Raw genomic sequence first — 8,550 nt, forward strand, 5'->3', positions numbered from 1 at the left:
CCGGAGCACTCGCGTTCCCGTTTGGCCCTCCGGTCCGGTCCACGCGGCCATTGCCGGAACTGCTGTCCCCAGGACGCAGCGTGACGGTGCTGGCCCCCTGCCGCTGATCCCTGCATGCGCGGTGTGGCCCTGGTGCCCGGCACTCGCGCGCGCCGGGAAAGCCATGGACATGAAGGTCGCCGCCATGCCTGCGATCCCGCGCTCGGCCAGGTGCCCCGGGAGGCTGAGAGGCCAGGTGGGTGCGGTCATTGCGCTCCGGGGACCGCGATGCGGGTAGAATTCCCATAAGGAGCGCGGTGTTGGGCGGAACCGGTAGGGAGCAACTTCTTCCGAACTCGATCGGCACGTTGCGGGATAGTGGAGGCGAAGCAAGGCAAGGCTCGGAAAGGTGCGTGCAGAAAGCGGAGCGCTTTCCGCGCTCTGCCGTTGGGCAGTCCGCGGGAGCGTGCAGGCCAAGGGAGCAGCGGGGCGACGAGACCGCTGGGGCGCATGGTCCCGCGCTGCGCCCGTTCGCATGGGCTTCGGGCGGGCTGCATCGCTGCGGAGGGAACGTGGAGACGGACGTCCCTCCTGTGGCGGAGGGTGCCCGTTCGCGCAGCACGCAGAGACAGCGGTGCTACGATGCGAACGGGATGCGCACCGGTGCCACAGGCGAGGCGGGCAGGCCGGGGCAATTGGCTGTGTGCGGAGGCGTCGGGACCGGAATACCGGGGCCTGTGCGTAGCGAGCCCGCAGTTTGCGCGGGAAAGGCAGATGCGCCGGGCGGGTGTGGTGCCGTCGCGACTGTCCGGTGCCCGGATTGCCGGGCGAGCCATGCGATGCACTGCTGCTCTGGCCCGGAAGTGTGCTGAAGAGGAGGCGAGCGGAAAGAGTTGGCAGGGAGCGGGAAGGCTGGGGCCGGCGGAGCGCTTCTCCTTCGGTGAATACGAGGAGACCTTGCAATGCGCGTCTTGATCGGACGCTGCCCATTGCCGCCGGGATGGCCGGGTATTCCGGTGGCCAGATTGCGGGTGTCCCGTGAGCGGATCGATCGGAACGCCAGGCTCAATGGCCCGCCGGGCCGTGCGGAGAGCACGGAGGGGACGGATGCGCTGGGCCTGGATGGCGTGCTGCTGCGGTCCTTCGCCAGCCGGACCGGCGGTCCGGGAGGTGTCCATCCCGGGGGACACGGGAGAAGGACGACCGGACTGCTGCAGCCCGTATGCTGGCCGCTGATTCAGTCGACGGCGGGACTGAGGGCCGTCCTGTTGCGCTGCCGTCCGGGAGTGTTGCGGCCGCCAGCAGAGGATTGCCGGCAAAGGAAGGAAAACGGGATCGAACTGGGCCATTTCGCGTCCTGGGCATGGCAAGTGGCGCTTGACAGGTTTCGGGCGCGCCGGAATTTTCTCCCGTCTCCCGTCTCCCGTCTCCCGTCTCCCGTCTCCCGTCTCCCGTCTCCCGTCTCCCGTCTCCCGTCTCCCGTCTCCCGTCTCCCGTCTCCCGTCTCCCGTCTCCCGTCTCCCGTCTCCCGCCCGGTGCATATCCGCGTCCCGCCCGAGCGCCGGAACACAGCGCGCGCTTGACATCCGCGCCGCGGAAGGTCCCCTCGGGGGCCAGGAGGTTCCGCCCATGACCCTGACCGGACATTGCCTGTGCACCCGGACGCGCTTCGAGATCGATCCGCCCTTCCTCTTCGTCGGCCATTGCCACTGCGAAAGCTGCCGCCGCCAGACGGCGTCGCCCTTCACTACCTTCATCGGGGTGGAGCAGGGCCAGTGGCGCTGGACCGGCACGCCGCCCGTCCGCTACGAGAGCGGCCCCGGACGGACCCGATGGTTCTGCGCGACCTGCGGCGCGCCTGCCGCCTATGCCAATGACGTCGACAGCCCCGGCGAGATGCATTTCTACGCCGCGCTGCTCGACGACCCGGAGGCGGTCGTGCCGGAGATGAACTTCCACGCGGAAGAGCACCTCTCCTGGGCCTTCGGCGCGCCTGAGCTGCCGGTCTACAGGAGGGACGGGGAATGATCTGGCCGCTTGCGATCCTGCTGGGCTGCCAGCTGGCCGGGGAGGTCTGCTCGCGCGCGCTGGGCCTGCCGGTTCCGGGCCCGGTGATCGGCATGGTGCTGCTGCTGGTCCTGATGGCGCTGTTCCGGCCGCTGCCGGGCAAGGTGACGCCGACGGCGCAGGTGATCCTCGGCAATCTCTCGCTGCTGTTCGTGCCGGCGGGCGTGGGCATCGTCTCGCAGCTCGACAAGGTGGCGCAATACGGCTTCGGCCTGCTGGCGGCACTGCTCGGTTCGACCGTTCTGGCGCTGGCCGCGGGGGTGGCGACCTTCCGGCTGGTGGCGCGCGCGATGGGAGACCGGGCATGAGCGATTTCACCCGGCTCTGGATCTATCTCCAGCAGGGGCCGCTGCTGTGGCTGACGGTGACTCTGCTGGCCTACGGGATCGGCGATTTCCTGTTCCTCAGGGCGAAGCGCAGCCCCTGGGTGAATCCGGTGCTGGTCGCCGTGGTCCTGATATCGGTCGCGCTGGTCGGCACGGGCACGGATTACGAGACCTATTTCCAGGGCGCGCAATTCGTCCATTTCCTGCTTGGCCCCGCGACCGTGGCGCTGGCCGTGCCGCTCTTTGCCAACCTCCGCCATGTCCGCTCGGCGCTGCTTCCCATGACGGCGGCGCTGGCCGTCGGCTCGCTCGTGGCCATGCTCTCGGCGGTCGGCATCGGCTGGCTCTGCGGCGTGCGAGGCGAGGTGCTGGTCTCTCTCCTGCCGAAATCCGCGACCTCTCCGGTGGCGCTGGGCGTGGCAGAGACGATCGGCGGCGTCCCGGCGCTGACCGCGGCCATGGTCATCCTGACGGGCATCATCGGCGCGGTGGTCGTGACGCCGCTCTACAACGCGATGGGCGTCACCGACTGGCGGGCGCGCGGTTTCGCCACCGGGGTGGCGGCGCATGGCATCGGCACGGCCCGGGCCTTCCAGGTCAACGACACTGCGGGGGCCTTTGCGGGCATCGGCATGGGACTGAACGCGCTTCTCACAGCGCTTCTCGCGCCCATCGTGGCGCATTGGCTGTTCTGAGCGCGGGGTTGCGCTGGCGGGCGGGCCGGGCTTATCTCGGGCTCCGCACCAAGGAAGGAGCCCGCACGTGAGCATCACCGATCCCGGCCGCCATGCCGAGAAGATGGCCAAGAAGAAGGCCAGCCGCGACAAGATCATGGCGACCAAGACCGAGGAAAAGGGCTTGGTCGTCGTCCATACCGGCAAGGGCAAGGGCAAGTCCTCCGCGGCCTTCGGCATGATCTTCCGCTGCATCGCGCACGGGATGCCCTGCGCCGTGGTGCAGTTCATCAAGGGCGGCATGGAGACCGGAGAGCGCACGCTGATCACGGAGCATTTCGGCGATCTCTGCGAGTTCCACACGATGGGCGAGGGCTTCACCTGGGAGACGCAGGACCGCACCCGCGACATGGAGATGGCCGGTGCCGCCTGGGAGAAGGCGAAGGAGCTGATCCTGCGCCCCGGCATGCGCATGGTGCTGCTCGACGAGATCAACATCGCGCTGCGCTACGACTATCTCGACGTCGAGGAGGTCGTTGCCTGGCTGGCTGAGAACAAGCCGGAGATGGTCCATGTCGTCCTGACCGGGCGCAATGCCAAGGAGCCGCTGATCGAGGCGGCGGATCTGGTCACCGAGATGGAGCTGGTCAAGCATCCCTTCCGCTCGGGCGTGAAGGCGCAGGCCGGGGTCGAGTTCTAGGCTGGAAGGGCGCTCCGGCGCGCCGGGGAGGGGCGCCGTCCTGTCCGCCCGGCGGCGCTGGCCCGGCGTGCCGCGGTCCCGGATGCCGGGCGGGCGGCCGCCTGTTTCCGGCGGCAAAGGTCCCGGCCTCAGGCGTCCGGCGGCAGCAGCGCGTCGGCAGCCGCGATCTGCGCCAGCGCGTTCAGCATGTGGCGGGCGCGGATATCCCCGGAGAGTCCCGGATAGCTGTCCGCCGTCGCCGGGACCAGCGGCGGCAGGACTGCGGAAGCGGCGGCCCGGGGGTGGCCGAGGGCGGCCTGCAGGGCCTCTGCAGCGGCGCGGACCTCCGGGCTGCCGAAGCGGCTCTCTCCTGCGGGGGCAAGGCCGCCCAGGGTCACGCGGAGCGCCTGTGCCGGGGCGCGGCTGGCCAGGAACAGAACCTGAAGCCCGTCGATCTCGCGCAGGAAGAGCGGCAGTCCGCCCGCCAGCCGCCGCGTTCCCGCGGCGAAGGTTTCGGCGAGCAGGGCCGTTCCGATCCGGGCGAGCCGCTCCTCGCCGAGGCCGAGCCTTGCGGCCTCCCATTCGGCAGGCAGGGTCGTGTCGAGCCGGGCCGCGATGCCGCGCTGCCCGAAAGGATTGTCCCGGACGGACGCGGCTGCCGGGGCGGGCGGGTTGTCGCGGAAGAAGATCCGCAGGTCGCGCGCATCCATCAGAGGCTCCAGCTCCTGGATCAGCCGCAGGGCGGGCGTGCCGACCAGCTGGACGATCTGCAGCCCCGGCAGGGCCGCCAATGCATCGATGTCGGTGATCCCGGTTCCGCCCAGATCGAGCGACTTCAGCCCGCCCAGACGTGCCAGCTCCGTCGGCAGCGCGTCGAGCCCCTTCAGCCCGAAGAAGCTGAGCTCCGCCGCGCCGCTGTCCTCCGCCTCGCGGATGCGCCGCAGCGCTTCCTCCCGCGCCGTTCCGGTCCCGTCCTGCATCGCTGTGTTCCCGCGCTGTCCTCTGCGCGCGGAAACTGGCGGCGGCGCGGGCCGGGGTCAAGCCGTTGTCAGGCGGCGCGGGCGGCAGGCAGGATGGTTCCGTCGAGCAGCGCCATGAGATCGCCGAAATAGCCGCCGCTGAGGGCGGGGCGCGTCGGGTCGGAGGTGATCGCGACCGACAGCGCGAGATCCGGCACGACCGCCACGATCTGCCCGCCATAGCCGCGCGCCAGCGCGAAGCGCGAGCCCTGCGACCGTCCGAGGAACCAGCCCAGCCCGTAATCCAGACCGGAATAGGGCGAGCGGGTGCGCGGGCGGAAGCTCTCGCGGATCCAGTCCTGCGGCACGACCTGGCGGCCGCCGTAGCTGCCGCCCAGCCGGATCATCTCGGCAAAGCGCAGCAGGCCGCCGGGCGTGGTCGCCATGTCGTTGCCGCCCAGGTAGTAGCCCTGCGGATCGGCGACCCAGGGCGCGAAGGGCATGCCGAGCGGATCGCCGAGGCGCGCGCGGGCGAGCTGCAGCAGGCTCTGTCCGGTCACTTCCGCCAGCACCGCGCCGAGCACGTGGTAGCTGCCGGTGGAATAGAGCATCCGCGTGCCGGGCTCGGCCACGAAGGGGCGCGACAGCGCGTCCGCCACCCAGTCGGGCGAAGAGACCCAGGCGCCGTAGTTGCCGCCCGAGGTGCGCTCCAGCCCGGCCTGCATGGTGATCAGGTTCTCCACCGTCAGCCGCGGCACGCGGGGATCGGCGCCGGGCGGGACGAGGCCGGGGGCAAGCTCGCCGATGGTGGCATCGAGCCCGGGTATCTCGCCGCGCGCGAGCGCGGTTCCCGCGAGCGTCGCCACCAGGGTCTTGGAGACGGATTTGACATTCGCCGGGCGGTCGAGCGCGGGGCCGCGGAAGCGCCGCTCCAGCACGGTCTGCCCGTCCTGCGCCACCAGGATCGCATGGAGCTGGTCCATGCCGGAGGCGCGCGCGGCGGCGTCCTCCCAGAGCGGGGCGGCCTTCAGGCGGGTGGCGGCGAGGAGGGCGGGCAGGGCGAGGAGCGCGCGGCGGCTGATCATGGTCCGATCATGGGCCGGGCCGCCGCTCCGCTCCAGTCACGTGGCGGTGAGATCAGACGAAGCTCCGTGCCCGCAGAACCCGGTAGACCGCCACCATGGCGCCCGCGCCGGCCAGCAGCGCGGCCGCGGTCTCCAGATGCAGCGCATGGCCGTGGCCTGCCGTGCCGACCTCGGCCGAAAGCAGGAAGCACATGTTGCCGTCGAGCCCGAGCGGCGAGATCCGCGGCGTCGCCCGGATCAGCGCGCCGACGGCGATGAAGACGCCCGCCAGCAGCAGCATGCCCTCGGGCGCCAGCCCAATCGCGTCCCCGGCAAAGCGCCAGGCGATGCCCGCGAGCACGCCGAGCGTCGCCCCGGGCAGCAGGTTCTTCAGCACCGGCGAGGGATCGGCCATCGACCCCATGATCGCCGAGAAGACGCAGAGCGACAGGGCCGCGGCCATGGCGACGATGCTGCCGGTGGCCAGGAGCAGCGAGATGCTGAGCGCGGCGCAGAGCCCGGCCACCGCGCCCCGGCGCAGCGCCATCGCGAGGGTATGGTGCTCGAAGCGGAAGGCATGCGGGGACTCGCGCGGCGGGGTGAAGGCGAAGGTCGCGAGCGTCACGGCCGAGACGCCGATCAGAGTGCACCAGATGCGGTCGATGGCCAGATCCAGCGGATCGGCATGCGAGGCGAGCGATGGCAGCATCACCACCGCGCAGGTCATCGCCGCCATCATCGCGCCGTAGGAATAGATCGTGCCGATCCAGTAGGCCAGCGTGACCCCCGCGAAGGCGGTGAGGCCGAGCGCCAGCACATGGATCGCGGGACTGTCGGTCAGGGCAAGCGCGGCAAAGCCGATCCCGGCGCCGATGGCGGTGCCGAGAAGGCGCAGCACGCCGCGGATCAGGATGTCCTCGCGCCAGGGCTGGCTGACCACCCAGACCGGCATGGCCGCCCAGAACGGGTTGGTCAGGCCGAGCGCATGGGCAAGGGCCAGCGCGCCGAAGGCCGCGATGAATAGCTGCGCGGCGCGGGGGAAATCTGGGGTCAGGGGCTGGCTGGGCACGGGTTGCTCCGGAACTTGTCTCGCGTCCCGTTAGCGGCGGTCCGAACGGAGGGGAAGCCGTTTGCCGGGAATGTGATGGCTCAGGGAAGGTGCAGGACGGCGCGCAGACCCTCCGCGATGCGCGGAATCCAGTAGGTCGCTTCCGGCAGGACGCTCTTGAAAAAGGCGTGGATCAGCGTCTCGTTCTCGACAAACCATGCAACGGCCGCGTAGCCGATGATGGCTTCGCCGGCTCGCTTCGCGCCGAAGGAGGCGAGTTTCCAGCCATGGCGCCCGAGCGCCGCCAGCATGTTGAAGACACGGCCCTCGGCGCTCTTTTCCGCCATTTCCGCGGAAGCTCCATACCCTGCGCAGCCGCGATATCCGCATCGAGCACTCCCGTTTCTTCGGGCGGCAGGATGCCGTCGGCAGCGAGGCTTTCGGCGATCTCCGCGGAACGGGCGAGGGCGTCCGGATTGCTCTGCCCGTCGAGATAGCCGCGGATTTGCGCCTCGATCTCGCGGGCCTCTGGGAAGCCCATGATGAAGATACCGTGCGTCTCGACCAAGTCGCGCAGAGCGGCCTCGACGGCGGGGGGCAGGATGTCGTTGAGCCGTCCCTGTTCATTGGCGGCACGGGAGGCCGCGCAAGCATGGCGCAGGGCATTGGCCACGGACCAGAGACGGCGCAGGGGCAGGTCGGGCGAGTTGCGCTGGATGATCTGCCGGTAGCTGTCGGACTGGCTCCGGAGCAGCTGGACCCGCGGCGCGTTGGAATTTCCTGCCAGATCGCGGGCTGACCTTGCCCGCGGATCCCGGACTGGGCGTTACAGTGCTCTCTCATGAGCTTTTTCAGGTTTCCCGGCATGGCAAGGCTGCCCCGCCTGTGCGGGTTGGTCAAACATGCAGCCTGTGCAGGCGCTGGAGACGGTGGCCGAACCGATGGTTGTCATGCTCTCATCCGCGGATTGGATGCCGCCTGACCAGGTTCGATGCGGGATTGCCTCTCTCTGAGAACGGATGTGTGTCCCAACGTGTTGCGGGGATTTCCCAATCAATGGCGGCCGTCTCCAGCGTGCTGCACAGGCAGTCCGGCTCATCGCTTCAACCGGGCAGCGGCGTCTTGCGGGCGATGTCCCAGATGAAGCCCGCCAGTTCCCGGGCAATCGCCGCGAGCACGCGCGGCTGAGGCTTTCCGGCATTCGACAGGTGCCGGAACCGCATGCACAGCCGGGTCTGCGCTTTCCAGCCGATGTCCCTGATCTCCCTGGGCAGGTGCGCCGAACGCTTCAGGAAAGGTTGCCCTTCCCTGGATGGGTGGCGATACGACCAGCCAGCTTCCACCGGCATGGTCCGCGCCAGGGCGTTTCCGGTCCTGGTCAGGCGCCCCCGCCGCGTCGTGCTGCCGCTGGAGCTTTCGCCCGGCACAAGTCCGAGCCAGGCCATGAGCTGGCGTGGATTTCCAAAGCGGGCGGTATCGCCGATCTCGGCCACCACGGTGGCGGCGACAGTTGCGCTGACGCCCCGCAGCGCCCGCAAGGCATCGACGACAGGGGCGAACCGCCAAGTCGAGATTGCCTCTTCGATCGCCTTGTCAGAGGTGGTCGCGGTTTTTCGACCGGTTTGCCGCCGGGCTAGGTGTTTGATCCCACGGCTTGATGGTGCGCAAATGGCGCGGCTGGAGCCCTGCTTCCCGAAGTCCCACGGCAAACCGCGTGTCGACGACCGGCGCGTCCTGAGCGGGATTATCTTCGC

10 protein-coding genes and 1 pseudogene are annotated in these 8,550 nt (G+C 69.8%); 6 read left to right on the top strand and 5 right to left on the bottom strand.

Annotated elements, in window-relative coordinates; translation table 11 throughout:
* Positions 1–1,608: 1,608 nt before the first annotated feature.
* The 4 genes from HCC78_RS26390 (at position 1,609) to cobO (ending at position 3,746) form a co-directional block, all read left to right on the top strand.
* A complete protein-coding gene (locus tag HCC78_RS26390; RefSeq protein WP_172331768.1) occupies positions 1,609–2,007 on the top strand; it encodes a GFA family protein in 399 nt (132 codons plus the stop codon).
* A complete protein-coding gene (locus HCC78_RS26395; protein WP_172331769.1) occupies positions 2,004–2,354 on the top strand; it encodes a CidA/LrgA family protein in 351 nt (116 codons plus the stop codon). Before HCC78_RS26390 ends, HCC78_RS26395 begins: the two co-directional genes overlap by 4 nt.
* A complete protein-coding gene (locus tag HCC78_RS26400; protein ID WP_172331770.1) occupies positions 2,351–3,067 on the top strand; it encodes an LrgB family protein in 717 nt (238 codons plus the stop codon). Before HCC78_RS26395 ends, HCC78_RS26400 begins: the two co-directional genes overlap by 4 nt.
* A gap of 73 nt (positions 3,068–3,140) precedes the next feature.
* Complete coding sequence (cobO, locus tag HCC78_RS26405) at positions 3,141–3,746, top strand: cob(I)yrinic acid a,c-diamide adenosyltransferase (RefSeq protein ID WP_172331777.1); 606 nt, start codon at positions 3,141–3,143, stop codon at positions 3,744–3,746.
* A gap of 128 nt (positions 3,747–3,874) precedes the next feature.
* Here cobO and HCC78_RS26410 read toward each other — a convergent pair whose 3' ends face one another.
* The 4 genes from HCC78_RS26410 to HCC78_RS26425 form a co-directional block, all read right to left on the bottom strand.
* Complete coding sequence (locus tag HCC78_RS26410) at positions 3,875–4,705, bottom strand: leucine-rich repeat domain-containing protein (protein WP_172331771.1); 831 nt, start codon at positions 4,703–4,705, stop codon at positions 3,875–3,877.
* A gap of 68 nt (positions 4,706–4,773) precedes the next feature.
* On the bottom strand, positions 4,774–5,769 hold the full coding sequence (locus HCC78_RS26415) for a serine hydrolase (RefSeq protein ID WP_172331772.1): 996 nt from the start codon (positions 5,767–5,769) through the stop codon (positions 4,774–4,776).
* Positions 5,770–5,821: 52 nt separating this feature from the next.
* The gene (locus tag HCC78_RS26420; protein WP_172331773.1) at positions 5,822–6,817 is read right to left on the bottom strand and encodes an FUSC family protein; all 996 of its coding nucleotides are present in this window, start codon (positions 6,815–6,817) and stop codon (positions 5,822–5,824) included.
* A gap of 80 nt (positions 6,818–6,897) precedes the next feature.
* On the bottom strand, positions 6,898–7,143 hold the full coding sequence (locus HCC78_RS26425; RefSeq protein ID WP_172331774.1) for a hypothetical protein: 246 nt from the start codon (positions 7,141–7,143) through the stop codon (positions 6,898–6,900).
* 158 nt (positions 7,144–7,301) lie between these two features.
* Here HCC78_RS26425 and HCC78_RS26430 point away from each other — a divergent pair, with 158 nt between their 5' ends.
* Positions 7,302–7,595 (top strand): hypothetical protein, encoded by a 294-nt coding sequence (locus HCC78_RS26430; protein WP_172331775.1) that lies wholly within the window; start codon positions 7,302–7,304, stop codon positions 7,593–7,595.
* A 304-nt stretch (positions 7,596–7,899) separates the two neighbouring features.
* Here HCC78_RS26430 and HCC78_RS26435 read toward each other — a convergent pair whose 3' ends face one another.
* Complete coding sequence (locus tag HCC78_RS26435; RefSeq protein ID WP_371743938.1) at positions 7,900–8,505, bottom strand: transposase; 606 nt, start codon at positions 8,503–8,505, stop codon at positions 7,900–7,902.
* Between HCC78_RS26435 and HCC78_RS26440 the strand changes: the two are divergent.
* Positions 8,465–8,550 (top strand): annotated as a pseudogene (locus tag HCC78_RS26440) (IS5/IS1182 family transposase); the annotation flags it as partial. The gene HCC78_RS26435 and the pseudogene HCC78_RS26440 sit on opposite strands and share 41 nt — an antisense overlap.

Source organism: Mangrovicoccus sp. HB161399 (genome assembly GCF_013184745.1).
GTDB lineage: Bacteria > Pseudomonadota > Alphaproteobacteria > Rhodobacterales > Rhodobacteraceae > Mangrovicoccus.

What these genes read in the sequence shown, in the direction of transcription:
- HCC78_RS26410 (WP_172331771.1), bottom strand. Translation starts at nt 4,705, where the DNA reads ATGCAGGACGGGACCGGAACGGCGCGGGAGGAAGCGCTGCGGCGCATC.
- HCC78_RS26395 (WP_172331769.1), top strand. Translation starts at nt 2,004, where the DNA reads ATGATCTGGCCGCTTGCGATCCTGCTGGGCTGCCAGCTGGCCGGGGAG.
- HCC78_RS26415 (WP_172331772.1), bottom strand. Translation starts at nt 5,769, where the DNA reads ATGATCAGCCGCCGCGCGCTCCTCGCCCTGCCCGCCCTCCTCGCCGCC.
- HCC78_RS26425 (WP_172331774.1), bottom strand. Translation starts at nt 7,143, where the DNA reads ATGGCGGAAAAGAGCGCCGAGGGCCGTGTCTTCAACATGCTGGCGGCG.
- HCC78_RS26400 (WP_172331770.1), top strand. Translation starts at nt 2,351, where the DNA reads ATGAGCGATTTCACCCGGCTCTGGATCTATCTCCAGCAGGGGCCGCTG.
- HCC78_RS26390 (WP_172331768.1), top strand. Translation starts at nt 1,609, where the DNA reads ATGACCCTGACCGGACATTGCCTGTGCACCCGGACGCGCTTCGAGATC.